Consider the following 18862-nt stretch of genomic DNA (forward strand, 5'->3'; position numbering starts at 1 on the left):
TTGGCGTACACCATTAGAGGTCTTCTGGGAACAGATGAGGTTCTAATAAGTGTTCGGATAATTCTTGCAATCTCCCACTTCAATTAATTAAGTCGGCTAATTTTAGTACCAGCCGTTTGCTTGCCAGAATGACTTGGCAGCGGACCATGAACCGTAACGGGAGGTTACGTAGTTGTTGGCAACCTTTTCTTGGTTAGCAGCAGAGTAATCCCCATTTAACAGCGACTTCGTCAATTGGTACTTACCGTAGTAATTCCCGTTTGAAGCCGTGTAAGAGCCGCCGGATTCCTTGTTGGCAATCCAAGACTTAGCGGATGAACTGTTACCAGAAGTTGACGTAGACGTCGTTGAAGCAGAGCTGGTCGTCCCAGTAGAAGTGGATTGACTGCTGTAGTTGCTAGTGCCACTGTAGTTGGCAGAATTGTTTGTGTTAGTCGTGGTGGTAGAAGTCGTGGTTTGGCTAGGCGTTGAAGCTTGGCTGCTAGTCGTAGTCGTGCTGGTTGAAGCTGCTGATGGCACAACCAGAGATTCACCCACGTAGATGACGTTAACATTCTTTAAGTTGTTAGCTTTTTCGATTGATGACACGCTGGAGTTGTATTGGTTAGCAATCTTGGAAACCGTGTCTCCGGACTTAACCGACACCCGGACGTCGGCGTTAGCGGAAGTGGTGCTGGCAAAGAACCCGGCACCTAAAACTGCGGCAGTACCTAATGTAGAAACTAAAGCTTTTTTGATATTCATAAAATGAATGTCCTCCTTTGATTAGTGAAGCGGTCTGTGTCTCAATTACTTAACGAGACCTATCATAACCTGTGGACGTTACACGGTGGTTGATACTGAGTTACACACTGGTTAAGAAAAATTGCCTTACATGACAAACCGTAACATGGTTAACCACACCGCAACATACGGGGGTATTCCGGGGCTTATGTTGCTGCGGTGTGACGGTTTGGCGAGAAAAAGTGGGGATCCGGCGGTCATCTTCGATGTTGTTTTCCGCAACATTCCGCGATCTTTCGCCAAAAAATTGGGAATTTTGGTGCTTTTTGACCATTTCGCAGAACGTTTCTTCCTAATATAGGTAAAAATCAGTGTGCCAAGTCAGTCCTGGCGAAAGAAAAATGGCCGCCATCCGGTCTTTTCAGGGATAAGCTTTCGCCAATCTATCAGGTACGTTAGCTACAAGATCACTTATCTCGAAAAGTTATTAGCGATGGCCCATTTTCACGCAACGTTCTGTGTTCAACTCTATTGGCTTTCAAAAAGCTATCCCATCTCTATCTATGGTATTTTCAGCGCACCAAAAAAGCACAGCGGACCTGCATCCACTGTGCTTACTTGAATTTAAACGTTAAATGAGCTGAGTTTTAGTACCAGCCGTTTGCTTGCCAGAATGATTGGGCAGCAGACCATGAACCGTAACGGGAAGCAACGTAGCTGTTGGCAACCTTTTCTTGGTTAGCAGCAGAGTAGTCACCGTTCAAGTAAGAAGCACTCAATTGGTACTTCCCAACGTATTGACCGTTACGTGCTGAGTAAGAACCGCCAGATTCTTTACCAGCAATCCAAGCCTTGGCACTGGCTTCTGAACCAGACACACCAGTAGAAGCAGACGTGTTGCTGCTAGTCGTGGTTTGTTGTTGGGTAGAAGTCGTGTTTTGCGTTTGGCTAGCGGTGTTGTAGTTTTGGCTAGCAACGTTAGCTGAACTAGTCGAAGTCGTTTGCGTGCTGTTTGGCACGTTCAACTTTTGGCCAACAAAGATCAAGCTGCTGTTAGCCAGGCTGTTTGCCTTTTCGATAGCATTTACAGATGAGTCATACTTGTTAGCTAATGACCAAACAGAATCCCCCTGCTTGACCGTAACCTTAACATCGGCATTTGCCGTGTCGCTAGTGGCGAAGAAACCGGCACCGACAACGGCAACCGTTCCAAGAGTCGTAACTAAAGCTTTTTTGATATTCATAATAAATGAATGTCCTCCTTTGTTTGCTTAACGGCTATTAGAATAACTGATGGTTATGTCAGTGAGATTGGTGTTAGGTTACACCAGCGTTAAGAAAAATATTACAGTATGACATTCCGTAATATTTGTTACTCTGTTGTCACATAAACCGCTTTAATCGCCCAATTTTTACCCATTTTAGCCAAAAAGGTCCCCTTTTTCCCGTGTCTTTTGCACCGAAAAATCGAAAAAAATTGTCATTTTTCATGATAATTTGATGAAATTCTGACTCTTTCGCGCCAATTTCACTCAAAATCACTCAAATTTCACGTTCAATCACCCCTATTTTTGTCAAAATTAGGGGGGCGGAGCCCTCGTTTTTTTATAAAATTGCTTGTTTTTAAGCCGTCATCCCCAAAATAAGCCCTCCGCAACAAACTCCGAACAGCGACTCACCCATTCATTGGGATGTTAACTTCTAGCGGTTATTAATATAGTAGAAAACCGATCCATTTGGGGACAATATCACTTAGAAAACGGCTATCCTGTCGACATCTAGCAACAATTTCCATTAACCCTCTCGGCATGTTGACTACAAACCTCATCCCAACCATCGGCTACCGCTACACTATTTCATGGCAACCCACGACCGTAGCCGGAGGAGGCCAAGGGTGGAGCCAGCCGTGGCGGTGGTGTTAGACCGAGTGGGCTTCTCGGCCTTACATCACGGGCGACTTTGAAGACCCGCGTTTCTTAGCGGGGCTTCAAATCGAGCGAGAAGCCTGGTCCCCAGGCTGAAGCGTCCCCACAGCAGGCGTAACCCCTGGCAGCCGCAGGCGGCCCTTTTGGGCCTATTTCCAAATCAAAAGGAAAGCATAGAAAAAGGCGGTACCCTCGCTGGAGTACCGCCCGGTGTTGCCTATTCTTCGACGTTCTTGCCGTCGTATTCATCAATCATAATTTGCTTCAGTTCAGACACGAGTGGTTCCCGTGGGTTGGCCGTCGTACATTGGTCCTGGAAGGCCAATTCAGCTAATTTGTCCACGGTCCGGTCGAAGTGTGCCTTGTCCACGCCGTTAGCCTTCAAGCTCAAGGTCACGTCAACTGAGTGTGCCAAGTCAATGACTTTGGCGACGAGGGCTTCCTTCAATTCTTCCTTAGTCGTCCCAGCTAACCCGAGGTAACGAGCAATCTGAGCGTAGTCTTCATCGGCTCTGAAGGTTTCGTACTTAGGCCACATTGCCAGCTTCGTTGGTTCCTGGAAGTTGTACCGGATAACGTGTGGCAAAGTGATAGCGATAGCCAAACCATGAGGTAAGCCGAATTCCCCACCTAATTTGTGGGCAATCGAGTGGTCAACCCCGAGGAAGGCGTTGGCAAAGGCCATCCCGGCTAACGTTGAGGCATTGTGCATTTCCTCTTTGGCCGTGACATCCCCATTGTAGGAAGCCGTCAGATTTTCCATCACCAACTTGATGGCTTGCAGCGACCATGGTCGCGTGTAATCGGAAGCCATGGCGGAAACGTAGGATTCGATGGCGTGGGTTAACACGTCTAATCCGGAGTAAGCCACCGTCTTCTTGGGCACCGTTTGGATAAACTGTGAATCCACAATGGCCACGTCAGGCGTCAAAGCATAGTCGGCCAGTGGGTACTTCACGTGCGTCTTGGAATCGGTAATGACGGAGAATGGCGTCACTTCTGAACCAGTCCCAGACGTCGTTGGAATGGCCACGAATTGGGCCTTGTGTGGCTTGTGGAACTTGTAAGTCCGCTTCCGAATGTCCAAGAACTTCTGCTTAGCCCCGAAGAAGCTAGCGTTAGGGTCTTCGTAGAATAACCACATGTTCTTAGCGGCATCGATTGGTGACCCCCCACCTAAGGCGATAATGGTATCTGGCTTAAAGGTCCGCATCTGCGCAACCCCACGTTCAACCGTATCGGTGGTTGGGTCGGGTTCCACGTCAGAGAACAGGGAGTATTCGATCCCATTTGGTTGACGCTTCAATTCATTTAAGACGGTGTCGATGTAACCCAGTTCAACCATTGATGGGCTGGTAACCAGGAAGACCCGCTTGATGCCAGGCATGTCGTCGAGGTAACGAACGGACGTCTTTTCAAAGTAAACGCGAGGTAATTTAATCCACTGCATGTTATTTCGCCGCTTTGCAATAGTTTTGATGTTCAACAGGTCAAATGAGGAAACGTTATGAGATACGGAGTTCTTACCCCATGAACCGGTTCCCAACGTCAATGAAGGAATCATTTCATTATAGAGGTTTCCAATCCCACCGATAGCGGAAGGCGTGTTGACGAGGACCCGGCTGGCCTTCATCTTAATCCCAAATTCCGTGGCGAGCTCGTCGTTGGTCGTGTGGATACCAGCCGTGTGACCCAACCCACCGAAGTGAAGGAGGTCATCACAGATTTGGAAGGCATCCGCTTTGTCTTTCGCCTTGTAAACGGAAATCACTGGCGATAACTTTTCTTGAGAGAGTGGGAACTTAGGTCCGACACCCTTCAATTCAGCTGCCAAGACCTTGGTGTTAGCGGGAACTTCAATCCCAGCCAATGCCGCAATCTTAACCGCAGCCATCCCGGCGATTGGGCCCTTGACGCCACCCTCTGGTCGGAACATCGCATCAGCCAGAGCCTTTTCGTCGGCCTTCTTAATGAAGAAGACACCACGATCTTGCATCTCTTGTTTAACAGTGGCATAGATTTCTTGGTCAATGACGGCACTGTTTTCAGAAGCACAGACCATCCCGTTATCAAACGTCTTGGAAAGCACGATGTCATAGACGGCCCGCTTGATCTTCGCCGTTTTTTCAATGTAAGCTGGACCATTACCAGGACCAACCCCTAAGGCTGGCTTCCCAGTCGAGTAAGCCGCTTTAACCATGCCGGGACCACCGGTGGCCAAGACACTGGCAACCATTGGGTGATTCATCAGTGCCGTCGTGGCATCCAGACTAGGCTTATCGATCCACTGGATCACGCCTTCTGGCGCACCGGCAGCGATCGCAGCATCGCGAACAACCTTAGCAGCCATCACGGAAGACTTCTGGGCCTGTGGGTGAAAGGCAAAGATGATGGGGTTCCGGGTCTTCACGGCAATCAATGACTTGAAGAGCGTCGTTGACGTTGGGTTCGTTACAGGCGTAACCCCGGCCAAAATCCCTAAAGGTTCGGCAACGGTAATCAATTGACGTTCACGGTCATCCTTGATGATGCCGACGGTCTTGTCATGCTTGATTGAATGCCAAATTTCTTCGGTAGCAAACATGTTCTTAATGGCCTTGTCTTCCATGACCCCACGGCCAGTTTCTTCGAAGGCCGCCTTGGCCAACGTCATGTTTTGGTCGAGACCGGCAATCGCCATCTGGTGGACGATGTGGTCGACCTTTTCTTGCGTAAAGTCGTCCATGGCACACAGGGCGTCGTGGGCTTTAGCCGTTAACCGGTCGATCATCTGGTCAACGGTTTCGGTTTTTTCAGTTGATTTTAATTTTGGATTTTCTTTCACGTTCTTTAACATGCTTATGCCTCCGTTTTTGAAAACAGTCTTGTTAAGTTCTTCACGAGTTATATCTTAGCACGTCTCAAAAATTCTGCAAGACCATATGTTAAAAAAATCACAAAAAAGTTTTGGAACTTATCAAACGTTGATTTATCAAGATCCGCCTCACAAGCACATGTAAGCGCATACATATAAACCATCTCATCTGATTAATTTTATTTGTGTGAATGTCATCACTTTCAGGCTGTTACATTTTCACATGCTGTTTCGTTTCTTTTCAATAGCCTTGGCGTGGCTTCATTTTTTCTAAGATATTTCAGTGATCCCCCTAATTCTTCAAATATTCCGAGAGACTCTATGCTAAAGTAAAGATATCAAAACAATTTTAGGGGAGAAGGATTGATCCCATGCGACCTTGGGCCTTTTGGCGGGAAGCCACCCACCACTTTTTCAATCACTGGGGCAGCTATGTCACCCTGGTCTTCATGACAAATGTTGTCGTGAGTTATCTCGCTGTTCCAGCCTTTACCTGGCTGACGGCCGAGCTCATGCGCTGGCAACACGTGCCATATATTTCTTATACCAATATCGGATCACTCGTCATTAGTCACCCACTGGCCCTCGTTGGCCTGGCTTTGATTCTACTGGCGATTATCACGCTGGTTTACTGGCAATTTGCCTACCTGCTACTCGGGGTCACCAACATTCGCCATGGGCGGCCACAGAGCTCCCTAGCGGTCTTAGGCGACACCGTCCGCAGCATTGCCGGCGCCTCACCCAGCACCTTTCTTTTCTTTATTGGCTACTTCATCGTGATTATTCCCTTTGGAAGTGAACTCTTCTCGACACCCCTCCTCAGCAAAGCCAAGATCCCGGCATTTATTGTCAGTTATCTCATGGAAAAGCCGATCATGGCCGTGGCCTTAGGACTCTTCTATGTTGGGGCCGCCTACCTCGGCATTCGCCTGATCAGCGTGTTGCCTTTGATGATTCTCGACCAGCAGCACAGCCGTCAGGCCATCCGGCTAAGTTGGCAACGCACTCGCGGCCACTTCTGGACCTATCTTAGCCGCATCCTGATTACCTTAGTGTTAGTGACCGCCACCGTCTGGGTCATCTATGCCGCGATCTATCTCGCCCAGTTGGGGGCTGACCGTACACACTTCGGGCTAGCTGCGGCCACGATTAACCTGCTCATCATGGAAATTATCACGGAGTTTATTGTCTGCTATAGCACGGTGATCTTCATGATGGTGATTCTCAGTAGCCATGAGGGTCAGCGTCTGACGCCCACGACCCTCCTGCGGTTCCACGAGCCCGCCAAAACCAAGCTGCGGACGCGACTGCTCATTACGGGTGGGGTCATCTTCATTTCCGGCTTACTGGTAACCTTCAACCTGGTTTACCTCAACGGCTTTGCCATGAGTCGTCCCCTGACGATTGCCCACCGGGGAGTCGACCATGGCAACGGGGTTCAGAACACCATTCCCGCCATGGTCAAGACCAGTCGGGAACATCCCGATTACGTCGAAATGGATATTCGCGAAACCAAGGATCATCAGTTTGTGGTCATGCATGACGGTAATCTCAAGGCCTTAGCCGGCTTAAACCGCAACGTTTCCAAGATGACGTTGAAACAACTCACCGCAGTGACCGTCACCGAGAATGGCTACCAGGCGAAGATTCCCAGCTTCGAGGCCTACCTCAATTCAGCGATCAAGCACAAACAAAAACTCCTGATTGAGATCAAAACCAGTCGCCGGGACTCCAAGAATTTGCCGGCACTGTTCTATCGCCAATTTGGGCAACGAATCATGGCCAATCATGATGAGGTCCATACGTTGAGCTACGGGGTCATGAATACCTTGAAGACGGACTATCCGAAACTCTTCGTTAGCTACATCATGCCATATAACCTTACCTTCCCCCACACCAAGGCCAACGCCTACACGATGGAGTCAACGACACTGAACGACACCTTCATCGATCAGGCTGAGAAGCTTCATAAGCGCGTCTACGCCTGGGATATCGACGATGTCACCCAGACGGACCAGATGATGTTCTTAGGCGTCAACGGCGTCATTACCAATAACCTCAGTACCATTCAACAGGAAATCAAAGACAATACGGATCACCCGAGCTACGCCAACCTCTTGTTAACCTTCATGAACGACTTATCCTTAGAGTCACAGACCCAATAGTCAAAGAAAGGCACCGCAACGATTCCCAGTGGGAAAAGTCGCGGTGCCTTTGTGTGATCACTTATTTCTTTTCAATTTTACGAATTGGTCGTTTGATGAGGTGCAGGAGCTTCTCGGACTGAAGTCGGGAAACAACGGCATCGATGGCCACCTGCATCAGCTTCTCATTTAAATCCTTGGCGGCCGGCTGAACCTGTTCTTCACCCAAATGGTGTAGACGATCTTCCAACTGGCTAATGAAGTTGTCATAAGCCTGCTTCGGATAGTCCCCCGCCGTAATCTGGTCGATGCCAGAACGGACCGTGTCCGTCTGGAACATTGGCTTTAGGAGACTAATCATCAAGATATCCGTGAGTTGCATGGTCTGATACTTCTTCTTGACCGGAGCCAAGATCACGTGGTGTTTAACATAGTTGTTAATCATCGCTGGGGTAATGGTATCAATACCCAAGGGTCCGAGAATATCGTTAATTAACGCTGTTACCTGGTCCATGTAAAGGTCAAACTTAGGGAGATCGTCCCATCGTGGCAGTTTAACGCCGTGCATCTGGTGTTCCCACCGCGTGTATTGATTGAAGTCAGCCATGTCTCTTTCCTACCCTTCCGGTTCTTACAGGCAATTATAACATATTACCTAGTTTTAATGACTAGATAAGCATTAATTGTTTGGTTTTCAGCTAGCGCCAACGTATGCGACTCAGAATTCGTTTTCCTAAGACCTCCTGAACCACCAGGAAGATGGGTTGAACACTGATCATCAACGGAATATAAATCAAGGCCAGCTGCCAATTCAGTAAGTTAACCAGAGAGAAGATTGACCCAAAGAAGAGGAAGACAACGGCGAACAGTCCCGCCATCAACGCCACCAAAGCAATCTTGAAGCGGTTGAGGGGCCGGGCCACGCGAAGTAAGGCGTTCAGGCTGATGAGCCCCGTCATGAGGACACTCAGTGTCGAAGTCGTCGCGAAGTCGAGGTGAAACTGCGTGCCCAAGGCCAGGATAACCAGAATGTACCCCACCACACAGACCGCGGCCGGCGCCGCAATCTCCATAACCTGTTGCATAAACCGCCCCTGAATGCGGGCGTAGTTGGGTTGGAGGGCCAGGAAGAAGGTAGGAATTCCCACCATGAGCGATGAAATTGGGGTTAATTGAATGGGTTCAAACGGATAGCTTCGACTCATAAAGATAAAAATCAACGTCAGGACGACTGAGTACATGGTCTTGATCAGGTAAAGTGAAGCCACTCGCTCAATATTGTTAATGACTCGGCGTCCTTCGTTGAGAACATTGATCATGGCATCAAAATTAGAGTCCACCAGCACGAAATCCGCCAGACTCTTGGTGGCTTCACTGCCGGAGGCCATGGCGATACTACAGTCTGCCTGGCGTAGCGCCAACAGATCGTTGACCCCATCCCCGGTCATGGCCACGGTGTGCCCCGCGTCCTGATAGGCCTGAATCAGGCTCTGCTTCTGACTGGGGGTCACGCGACCAAAGACATTGTAGTCTTCAATCAACTTCGCGTAATCGGGCGTGGCACCCACCTGACTCATATCGACGAGCTGGTCAGCCCCGGCAATCCCGGCGCGTTTAGCAATACTGGCCACGGTCACAGGGTTATCTCCAGAGATGACCTTGAGGGCCACCTCCTGAGTCGCAAAATAACCAAAGGTATCCTTGGCGCGCGGCCGCAGTTCATCCGTGATACACAACAAACCAAGTGCCTGTGGTGCCGTGGGTTGTGGCGTCGTCAGCTGATCAACTTGGGCCAACACGAGCACCCGATAACCAGCCGCAGCCAAATATGTGATCCGGTGCTTGATCTCGATGGGAACCGTCGCGAAGATAAACTCTGGTGCGCCCAACACATAGGCCTGACCACTAGCTAACCGGGCCCCACTCCATTTTCTCCCGGACGAGAACGGCAAGACCTCGCTAGCGGCTACGGTTGGTGTCCCTAAGGCAGTCTTCACCGCCTGAGCGGTCTCGTTATCATCACCCGTCGCCGCGACTACCTGAGCCAGCGTCGTTTGTAAGGCTTCTACTGACTGGTCACCCACCGGTTCAATCCGATCAAATTGTAATTGGCCGTTGGTAATCGTCCCGGTCTTATCCAGACACAGCACATCGACCCGGGCCAAGGCCTCGATCGCCGGCAACTCCCGCACCAACACGTTGCGTCGACCCAAGGTAAAGGCCCCAGCTGCCAAAGCCACAGAGGTCAACAGGACCAGTCCCTCGGGAATCATCCCCACCACGGCCGCCACCGTGCCTAGAATGGCGCGGTTCTGCGCCTGTCCCCGTAAGAGCGAGGAGACGAAGAGTGCTACCCCCAACGGGATAATGGTAAACGTCAACACTTTGATAATTCGATTGATAATGGTGAGGAGTTCGCTGGCACCCCGTTTTTTTTCTTTAGCGGAATTCGCCAACTTCTTCACGAAACTCCCATGGCCAACCGTGGTAGCCTGGACGGTCGCGCGGCCCCCTAAAATGACACTCCCGGAAATGAGATCATCTCCGGTTGCCTTCATAATGGGCGTCGACTCCCCGGTAATCTGGGACTCATCGACTTCAATGCCAGTTGTCTCTCTGACGCGGCCATCCACGGGTAGCTGGTCCCCACGGCCTAAAATCATCAGGTCGTCGACCACCAAGTCATCCTGGGAATGTGCCGCCACTTGGCCGCTACGACGAACATTAATTTTACTTTCCGAAAGTAACGCCAGTTTGTCGACTTGGCGTTTCGATCTGATTTCTTGAAAAATACCGATCCCCGTATTGAAGACCACGACACCGATGAACAGGAGATTTTTATAACTCCCCGTCAGGAGCACTAGGCCCCCTAAAAGAAGGTTGATCAGGTTGAATAGCGTTAGCAGGTTATCCCGAAAGATTTGTTTGACGCTTCTGGTCAGTGGGGGTAACGGATCGTTCTGTTGGCCCGCTGCAATCCGCTGACGAACCGCCGCATCATCTAAGCCTTGATCCAGTAAAGGTAACTCACGTTCTGGCATCGCCGATTCCTCCTTTTACGGGTTCTTTAACCACCATTGTACTCGATAATCCGCTTTCAATCCTGTAATCACGCGACATTTTCAGGAACTTTAAAAATTCGGTAATAGTTCACAGGACCTCCGCAGAGTGGTTAAATGGAAGTATGGGGCTGTGGAAGGGGTCGCCTGCGGCTGCCAGGGATTACACCTGCTGTGGGGACGCTTCAGCCCCTTGGGCTTCTCGCTCGCTTTGAAGCCCCGTCAGGAACACGGGTCTTCAAAGTCGCCCGGACTGTAAGGCCGAGTAAAGCCTCTCGGTCTAACAGTCCCACCACGGCCGGCTCCATCCCTGGCCTCCTCCGGCTTAGATCGACCCTTTCCGCAATGAAACTATCGCCCCACCTTTTTTAATTTTACGAACTGAGACGTATCAAAATGACGTCTTGGTCTGCCAAATTTTCAAGTGATTTCCGACATAATCATTGTGACCGGCAACCATTTAACCGGTCATGAGTCTCATGCTTCACTACATAAAGGAGGAATCATCATGAATCACAAGTCGTCATCAGTTATTCTGTTTATCCTCTATATTGTCCTCTTCGGGTGTATGTTAGCCCATAAGGATATGTTGGCCATGTGGCTAATGACCTTCGGCATGTTAATCGAAGCCTCAATCAACCTGTACGACCAATTCAAACGACCACGCTAATCAAAGGAGACGATAGTCATGACCATTAAAAATCTTGCTTCAACCCGCCCACTGGCAGATGGTAACGCCATCCCCGGCATGGGATTTGGGACCTACTTATTGAGCGACCAGGAGACCATGGACGCCACGATTAAAACCGCTTGGGATGCCGGATATCGGCTCTTCGATACGGCAATGCTCTACCGTAACGAAGATATCCTCGGGACCACCCTACAGAACCTGCAGATACCCCGTCAGGAGCTCTTTCTGACCAGTAAGGTCGCCGAGGTGGCCCAAGGTTACGATGAAACCTTACAGGCCGTCACCGGCTCTTTAAAGCGGCTTCAGACCGATTACCTAGACCTCCTGTTGATTCACTGGCCCGTCCGCGAACATTTCTTTGATACCTGGCGCGCCCTCGAACAACTCAAGGCCAATGGTCAGGTGAAGTCAATTGGGGTGTCCAACTATACCGTGGCTCACCTAGAATTGCTGGCGACCAAGGCCAAAGAAATGCCCGTCATCAACCAAGTTGAATATCATCCCTACCTGAATCAGCAAGCCTTAAACGACTTCGATACGGCCAACCACATCATCACCGAGGCTTGGAGTCCCCTGGGTCGTCGCGTGGACTTGGCGGACCCGATGATCGCTAAGATTGCCGGGCACCATAACAAATCAGTTGCCCAAACCATTCTGCGCTGGGAACTGCAACACGACATCTTGCCAATTCCAAAATCGCAACACGCCGAACGGATTCGTCAGAACGCCGAGGTCTTTGACTTCACCCTCAGCGAAGATGAAATGACGATGATCGACCTACTGAATAAGAATCAGCGAAATGGCAATGAACCCGAGATCGTTTACGAAACCGGGAAACAGTATTAATTAGCACATCAATAAAAATAAGGCGTCGGATCTCTTATCTTGAAGATAGAGACCCGACGCCTTACTTCTTTGTTTCCTGAAGGTTTTTAAGAAACACAATCACATTTTTGAAGCCGCGAAACGAAAGACTACTCGCTGTTAGTCAATACTAATTTCGTGGTTATTGTCAACTTCGGCTTGCTTTGGCAAGGTCAGTGTCAACACACCATCCTTGAACTCGGCCTTGACCTGCTTCAAATCGATGTTTGGCAGATAGAAGGAACGGGCCACGTTTTGGCTGTGGCGTTCTTGCCGTAAGATCCGACCGTCGTCATCCTTAGTGGATTCACTGACGTCTGACTTACCGGAGATCCGCAAGGTTTCATCACGATAGTCGATGTGAATGTCATCCTTCTTGAAGCCTGGCAATTCGGCGGTAACCACATAGTCCTTGTCGTGTTCAACGACATCCGTCTTCATAGCTGCGTCGCCACTAAACATATCGTGACCTAAGTTGCCCACTTCATTGAAGAAATTCATTGGATCAAAGAAATCATAATTCCGGTTCATTAAATCATTAGCCATAATCAATTAACCCCTTTCTGCTTTGCTTGATTACATTTTCTATAATAGTCAGCATTGGTCAGAAATGCAAATAATTAGCACTCATCTTGCTAAAGTGCTAATTTCAGACGCTAAGTCCCTGCTAATACTGATCTATTAGGATGGCTATTCTAGATCGACCTGTGGCTATTTTCAATTATTTTATCTAAAGGTCAAAAAAGGTAAGTAATCCTCCACAGATTGCTTACCTTTTAGCATGACCAAATTAACGCGCCGTTTCAATCACGACGTCGTCTGGAATAGCCGTGACATCTTCCACGGTCTCCAGGTTGGCAACTAACCAATTTTTATCATTTTGAATGAGTTTGTCCGTAAAGTTCCGAGCCCAACGGCCGTTAGACTTTTCTTCGGCCGGTAAGCTGGCATACTTGTTGGCAACCAGATGTTGCAAGAGCGATTCATTGACGTGCCACTTCTTGCGAAGGGTCCGACAAACAATCTCCCCAATCTCGTCCGGCGTGTAGTCCGCGAAGTTCAACGTCAACGGAATCCGCGAACGCAGTCCAGGGTTAGCCCCCAAGAACTCGTCCATCTGGTCGGTATACCCGGCGAAGATGGCGATAAACTTATCGCGGTTATTTTCCAGTTGCGTGATCAACGCTTCGACGGCTTGCTTTCCAAAATCATTACTACCATTGCCGCTGGCAGTTAATTGATAGGCTTCATCGACGAAGAGCACCCCGCCCATGGCATCACGAACAGCGTTGGTGGTCTTCTGCTCCGTCTGACCGATGTACTGGCCAACGAGGTCGGCCCGACCAACTTCCATGACCGTCTTTTTCTCTAGAATACCGAGATTGTAGAAGAGCTGCGCGAGAATCCGCGCAACAGTGGTCTTACCCGTCCCAGGATTTCCAGCAAAGACCATGTGGTAAGTGGGTTTCTGGTCATCTGGCAAGGCGTCCTTCAACTTCCGGTCACCGGCGACGCGGTCTACCAGCTTGTGGACGAAGTCTTTGACCTCGTCCAAGCCAACCAACTGATCGATCTGCGTCAGGAGTTCCTGAACCTTGGCTTCCTTTTCTTGTTCGTCGCCACCGACGAGTTCGTTCAGGTCACTGTCTAGGATCGCCGTCACATCACGGTCGGGATCCTCGATACAATTGTTGGCAACAATCCGGACCAATTTTTCGTTAAAGTTCCGGACCCAACGGCCGTTACTGTTTTCAATATTGGTCTTGTAGGCATCTTCGATCGTCTGGGTGTAAAGGTCGCGATTAAAGGTGAATTGCTGGTCGTCCAGCAATTTCATCCCAATCTCGGCCACTTCTTCACCGGTGTAGTCCTGGAAGTCAAAGATGTTCGGCGCCCGTGAGATTAAGCCCGGGTTCATGTGCATGAAGTCCTTCATTTCCTTGGTGTACCCGGCAAAAATGATCATGAGATCGTCACGGTGGTCTTCCATAAATTTCAGAATGGTATCGACCGCTTCTTGACCCCAGTTCACCGATCCACCTTCCTGATACAGGGTGTAGGCTTCATCGATAAAGAGTACGCCGCCAAGCGCCTTCTCTAGGACTTTCTTGGTCTGAATGGCCGTGCCCCCGACGTTCTGGGAGACCAGATCTTGGCGGGAAACTTCGACGTAGTTATCTTTAGGCAAGATGCCCTCTTCAAACATAATCTTACCGACTAACCGAGCAACCGTGGTCTTCCCAGTTCCTGGGTTCCCTAAATACAGGGAGTGATAAGACTGCGCCACGCCCTTCAGACCCTGCTCCTTACGCTTTTGATTGAAGATAGCGAGTCGAATGAATTGGGTCACGGCTTCCTTAACCTTATCCAACCCAATCATCGCATTGAGTTCATCTAGCGCTGATTTTTCAGGCTCAGCTTCGGTTTCCGCAACCTTTTCCTCTGGTTTCTTGGTTTCAGCCACTGGTGCTGGCTTTTTCTCTTCCGGTTTCGGTTCTGGCTCGACAGGGGTACTGCTGACACCTTCCAGACGGACCTCTGCACCCTCAACTTCGGCTGAGGACTGTTCATCCATCGAGACGATAAGCCAAGTCAGGTCACTCAGGTTATTACTGTCAGCCTTCAAAAGCGCGTGCGTCAATGACGCGGACGTTTGTGGGTAATCAAAATTCAAGGCATCCACCACGAACTGCGATCCCGAACGCAAGGTAATCATGTTATCCCCGTCAGCAGGACCACTAAAGTAAACGTCACTCCCCTTATACTGGGAGTTGTCAACGCCACCTAAATCCCGCAGAATTTGCGTGGTCTGCAAATCAACGACTGCACCATCCCTGGCCCAAATTCCTTGGACGACGGACTTGTTGAGGAAAACATTTGCACCCTTCCTACAATTCAGACCTTCCCCGCTGTTCTGGCGAATCTCAGAGTTAGTCAGCGTCACATTACCACCCTCGGTCCACAAAGCAGGATAGCTTTCCACCGTATGACTGTCTAGGATGGCACGATTCAAAACGACCGTCCCATTTCTCTTATTAGAAATAATATTGTATTCCGATGAATAGATCGTCAGATTTTCAACTTCTAAGTAGCCATTTTCCTTCATGGAAAAATGCGAGTCAATCACCACATCTCCTGGTTGTTGGCCGTTTCCGCGTAGGCGTAAATTCCCCACGTCAAAACCGTTGGGAAAGGTGTAAGTTCCCGGATCAATGACCACAACATCCCCGACGTGAGCCGCCTTAATGCCTTCATCAAAGGCCTTTTTCCCAAAGCCTTTACCAACTGAAATTGCTTTCTTCAACTCGCCATCTCCTTACGCGACCAACTTAAATGTGCATTTTCTTCGCTTGATTGTTCATGTAGATTAGCCCAATGGCTCCCAGAATAAATCCCAGACCCCAACGGACGAAGAAGAGCACGACTTGGCTTAACCACACGACGGGTGCCATAATGCCGCCCCAACCGAGGCGCTTAAAGTCCCCTAAGAGGAAGAAGGTTACATTCCGCAGACTGCTTGGAAAATTTTCAATCGCGTTATCGGCCTCAAGCATAATCGTCGTCGCAACCGGATAGAGCACCAGGTTCAGCAACAGCCACAGCGGCTCTAACGGCACATTGATTGATGAATCCCAGACTAAGACACACGCAATAATCGAAAAAATATACTGCTTAACCCAAAATTTCGTGGGTTGTAAGGCATAAATTCGTTGAAAGAAATTAGATTCCTGCTCGGTCGTTGCCCCGGCCGCCTGCGTGCCAAATTTAGGGGCTGTCTTGGCCGTGGGCTGTTCTTCTGGTGCTGCGGCCTGAGTCCCGAACTTAGGCGCTTCACTCGCTTCTGGCTGAGTCTCAGTCGGTTGTTCTTGTTCGTCTGGTGCACTATTGACCCCAAACTTAGGCTTGTTTCCGTCATCCATGTTAATTCCTCCTAAATATAGGTCAGATTATCTGTCATCCTATCCAAATCTAGCCACTGAAAAAAGCGCTGATGCACTGGCTAACTGGTCTCAAAAACTATGTATAGCACCCAATAGCGTGCTCAAAATGATTATATCACAAGGGTTTACCCGTCAACAGGCCCAATCCCATCGCTTTTCGCCAACTTGACGACACCTGACTTCACAACCCTAAAGGTCATCCCGGACCGCCTACTTATACTAACGAAATCCGGCTAACATTTTTCGCAAGTTTTGAAAAATTAACTATTAAAATGGTAATTTATTGGCGGCAATTTCGCGAAAAAGTTGGATGGCACCAGGGTGTTTCGTGCAAACATCAGCCACTGTTACTAAATAATTGGATTGTCAAACTGCTAAATTCTCTCGACAATGACGACAAATCCGAGGACCAATATGTGTTGCGGCAACGCTCAATCCTAGCCGGAGGAGGCCAGGGATGGCGCCGGCCGTGGCGGTAGCGTTAGACCGAGTGACTTTCTCGGACTTACGCTACGGGCGACTTTGAAGACTCGTGTTCTTAGCGGGGCTTCAAATCGAGCGAGAAGGCCACGGGGCTGAAGCGTCCCCACAGCAGGCGGAATCCCTGGCAGCCGCAGGCGGCCATCTTTCACACAACATTAAACAACCTAAAAAGAGGCACCCAGAACAAGTCCGAGTGCCTCTAAATTAACTAATAATTTTAGTAAGTTTCTTGGTCTTCAACTGGCTTAGGCTTAACAATCTTTTCGCCTAAAGCATCCGCCAAGTCCTGCAATGCGGCTTCACGGGTTGGAATAACGTCCATATTGAAGATGATGGAGTCGATGTCCCCACCAGCAAAATCAAATTGTTCGAAGTAAACGTATGGGTCATGTTCGTCGTCATGATTCAAGAAATGATCTGTAACGGCTTCTGAAAGTGCGGTTGCCCAAGATAAGTCTTTCATCTTTGGTAGATCGTGCTTCGTCACATACCCCGGTTCCAACAACAATTTAGCTGCCTTATCCACGTCTTCCGTTGGAATTTGAACAGCTTCTTTTTCTGTGTCTTCCTTTGGTGTATCTGCCATAATCAAAATCTCCTTTGATGTTACTAATTTCAGTCTAATCCTTTTTCGCGGAAACGTTAAGTATGTCATTGATAAACGATAATCGAGTGTTCTTACGCTGTTCGGTTGCCAGGCGCGTGAAAAACAGGTACAATTTTGGTCAATTCACCTACTATAAAAAGGCACGGAGACGCGCTATAATAGGGGGATAGAAATAACGAAATGAGGAATGATGTGTGGATAGCGGTCAGATAGTTGTGAACTTAATTATTATTTTAATTACTTTTCTCTTTGCAGCTTTCTTTGTTGCCTGCGAGTTTGCCTTAGTTCAGACGCGGCCTAGTGCCCTCGAAGAAAAGATCGAGGCACAAGACAAACCGTCGACGAAGCTTAATCGGGCTTTGAAAATGGTCACCAATTTAAATGAATATTTATCAACAACTCAGGTTGGGGTTTCCCTAGCCGGAATCATCTTAGGGTGGATCGGGGAAACGTTCTTCGTGGACATTCTCCTCGCCGGGATTGCCCCGGCCCACATTAACAGCGCCACAGCTCACACGGTCAGTGTGATCATCGGGGTTCTCCTGTTAACCTACCTAGAAGTGGTCTTTACCGAAATTGTGCCAAAGAACATTTCCATCGATATGCCAATGCGGGTTCTGATGCTAGTCGTCACGCCTTTACACTATTGTCACGTGATCTTCTACCCCTTCGTTTGGTTGCTGAACTCCAGTGCGTCTGGTGTGGTCAAGCTGATGGGCTTGAAGGTTGCCAATGAAAGTGACGAAGTCTTCTCTCAAGCTGAAATTCTGAACCTCTCACGGAGTGCCGTGGAAGGTGGGGAACTCGAAAAAAATGACCTGGTTTACATGCAACGGGCCTTCGAACTCAACGATAAAGTTGCCAAAGATATCATGATCGACCGGACCCAATTAATCGTGATCGACATTACGTCGACGGTTAAGAGTGCCCTCAATGTTTATCTGCAAGAACGTTTTAGCCGCCTCCCCGTCGTTGCGGATGGTGACAAGGATAAGATCCTGGGTTACGTCTACAACTATGACCTGATTCGCCAACAACAGGTGGATCCTAAGGTCAGAGTCGACAAGTTGATTCGAGACATTTCTACGACGCCAGAAACGACGCCAATTACGGAAGTTCTCCAACAGATGATTAAGAAACGGACGCCAATCGTCGTCGTTGTCGATGAATACGGGGGAACCTCGGGTATTATCACCGATAAGGATATCTATGAAGAGTTATTTGGAACCGTTCGTGATGAGATCGACGATGCCAACGACCAGTACATCTTCAAACAACCAAATGGGACCTTCCAAGTTAACGGGAAGATGACCACCTACGACTTTGAACGGTACTTTAACACCGACATCAAGGGCTTCGAGACGACGGAAATCGTCACGATGGCCGGTTACATCATCGACAATTATCCAGATGTCAAAGTGAACGACGTCGTTCACTTACAGAACTTCGATTTGAAGGTCTTGGACTACGAGAACTCCTTCATTAACTGGTTTGAAGTCACGGTTAAACCGCAACTACCAGCCGTTAATCCAGATGACTCGGATGATGACGATTCAGACAAGTAAAGTGCT

General features: G+C 49.0%; 13 protein-coding genes. 4 read left to right on the forward strand and 9 right to left on the reverse strand.

The window, feature by feature from the left end:
• Positions 1–102 precede the first annotated feature (102 nt).
• From apf (OCU14_RS07805) to adhE, 3 genes are all read right to left on the reverse strand, one after another.
• Positions 103–744 carry an aggregation-promoting factor gene (gene apf / locus OCU14_RS07805; protein WP_261810535.1) on the reverse strand — a complete coding sequence of 214 codons (642 nt, stop codon included), beginning with the start codon at positions 742–744 and terminating at the stop codon, positions 103–105.
• 626 nt (positions 745–1370) lie between these two features.
• Positions 1371–1967, reverse strand: a complete 597-nt coding sequence (gene apf, locus OCU14_RS07810; protein WP_261810536.1) for an aggregation-promoting factor — start codon at positions 1965–1967, stop codon at positions 1371–1373.
• 898 nt (positions 1968–2865) lie between these two features.
• A complete protein-coding gene (gene adhE / locus OCU14_RS07815) occupies positions 2866–5484 on the reverse strand; it encodes a bifunctional acetaldehyde-CoA/alcohol dehydrogenase (protein ID WP_261810537.1) in 2619 nt (872 codons plus the stop codon).
• 389 nt (positions 5485–5873) lie between these two features.
• Between adhE and OCU14_RS07820 the strand changes: the two genes are divergently transcribed.
• On the forward strand, positions 5874–7667 hold the full coding sequence (locus OCU14_RS07820; protein WP_261810538.1) for a glycerophosphoryl diester phosphodiesterase membrane domain-containing protein: 1794 nt from the start codon (positions 5874–5876) through the stop codon (positions 7665–7667).
• A 61-nt stretch (positions 7668–7728) separates the two neighbouring features.
• Here the strand turns inward: OCU14_RS07820 and OCU14_RS07825 are convergent, their stop codons facing one another.
• Both OCU14_RS07825 and OCU14_RS07830 read right to left on the reverse strand, forming a co-directional pair.
• Positions 7729–8253, reverse strand: a complete 525-nt coding sequence (locus OCU14_RS07825; protein ID WP_057878967.1) for a DUF1836 domain-containing protein — start codon at positions 8251–8253, stop codon at positions 7729–7731.
• 91 nt (positions 8254–8344) lie between these two features.
• Positions 8345–10687 carry a cation-translocating P-type ATPase gene (locus OCU14_RS07830; RefSeq protein ID WP_261810539.1) on the reverse strand — a complete coding sequence of 781 codons (2343 nt, stop codon included), beginning with the start codon at positions 10685–10687 and terminating at the stop codon, positions 8345–8347.
• Between the two features lie 526 nt (positions 10688–11213).
• On the opposite strand from OCU14_RS07830, the gene OCU14_RS07835 reads away from it, so the two are divergent.
• Together OCU14_RS07835 and OCU14_RS07840 are read left to right on the forward strand one after the other, a co-directional pair.
• Positions 11214–11375: a hypothetical protein gene (locus tag OCU14_RS07835; RefSeq protein WP_164479005.1), complete on the forward strand. Its 162-nt coding sequence runs from the start codon at positions 11214–11216 to the stop codon at positions 11373–11375.
• An 18-nt stretch (positions 11376–11393) separates the two neighbouring features.
• Positions 11394–12242 carry an aldo/keto reductase gene (locus OCU14_RS07840; protein ID WP_261810540.1) on the forward strand — a complete coding sequence of 283 codons (849 nt, stop codon included), beginning with the start codon at positions 11394–11396 and terminating at the stop codon, positions 12240–12242.
• 138 nt (positions 12243–12380) lie between these two features.
• Here the strand turns inward: OCU14_RS07840 and OCU14_RS07845 are convergent, their stop codons facing one another.
• The 4 genes from OCU14_RS07845 to OCU14_RS07860 all read right to left on the reverse strand — a co-directional run bounded on the left by OCU14_RS07845 (position 12381) and on the right by OCU14_RS07860 (position 17270).
• Complete coding sequence (locus OCU14_RS07845) at positions 12381–12806, reverse strand: Hsp20/alpha crystallin family protein (protein ID WP_261810541.1); 426 nt, start codon at positions 12804–12806, stop codon at positions 12381–12383.
• A 244-nt stretch (positions 12807–13050) separates the two neighbouring features.
• On the reverse strand, positions 13051–15564 hold the full coding sequence (locus tag OCU14_RS07850) for an AAA family ATPase (RefSeq protein ID WP_261810542.1): 2514 nt from the start codon (positions 15562–15564) through the stop codon (positions 13051–13053).
• A 25-nt stretch (positions 15565–15589) separates the two neighbouring features.
• Positions 15590–16180, reverse strand: a complete 591-nt coding sequence (locus tag OCU14_RS07855) for a hypothetical protein (RefSeq protein WP_261810543.1) — start codon at positions 16178–16180, stop codon at positions 15590–15592.
• 721 nt (positions 16181–16901) lie between these two features.
• Positions 16902–17270 (reverse strand): hypothetical protein, encoded by a 369-nt coding sequence (locus tag OCU14_RS07860; protein WP_261810544.1) that lies wholly within the window; start codon positions 17268–17270, stop codon positions 16902–16904.
• A gap of 215 nt (positions 17271–17485) precedes the next feature.
• Between OCU14_RS07860 and OCU14_RS07865 the strand changes: the two genes are divergently transcribed.
• The gene (locus OCU14_RS07865; RefSeq protein ID WP_261810545.1) at positions 17486–18856 is read left to right on the forward strand and encodes a hemolysin family protein; all 1371 of its coding nucleotides are present in this window, start codon (positions 17486–17488) and stop codon (positions 18854–18856) included.
• Positions 18857–18862 lie beyond the last annotated feature (6 nt).

Origin of the sequence: Levilactobacillus humaensis (genome assembly GCF_024345185.1) — a bacterium.
GTDB classification, from domain to species: Bacteria; Bacillota; Bacilli; order Lactobacillales; family Lactobacillaceae; genus Levilactobacillus; species Levilactobacillus humaensis.